The sequence below is a fragment of the Corynebacterium sp. MSK195 genome (assembly GCF_030228885.1).
Taxonomy (GTDB): domain Bacteria; phylum Actinomycetota; class Actinomycetes; order Mycobacteriales; family Mycobacteriaceae; genus Corynebacterium.
Map to the genome: position 1 here is coordinate 1 of NZ_JASPGT010000069.1, position 263 is coordinate 263.

Sequence of the window (263 nt, forward strand, 5' to 3'; positions counted from 1 at the left end):
CAGAGCTCGACGACATGATTATCTCGCTCTACGCCGGTGGGATGACCGTGCGCGATATTCAGCACCATCTCGCAACCACCCTTGGGGTGGATATGAGCCCGGATACGATCAGCACCATTACCGATGCGGTCTTGGACGAAGTCATGATCTGGCAAAACCGCCAGCTCGACGAGTTTTACCCGGTGCTCTTCCTCGACGCGCTACGCGTCAAGATCCGTGACGGCCACCGCGTGGTCAACAAGGCTTGCTACATGGCGGTTGGT

At 57.8% G+C, this 263-nt stretch carries 1 protein-coding gene; it reads left to right on the plus strand.

Going from position 1 to position 263, the window contains the following annotated elements:
• On the plus strand, positions 1 to 263 hold a 263-nt coding region (locus tag QP909_RS11835), incomplete at both ends, for a transposase (protein WP_284767336.1).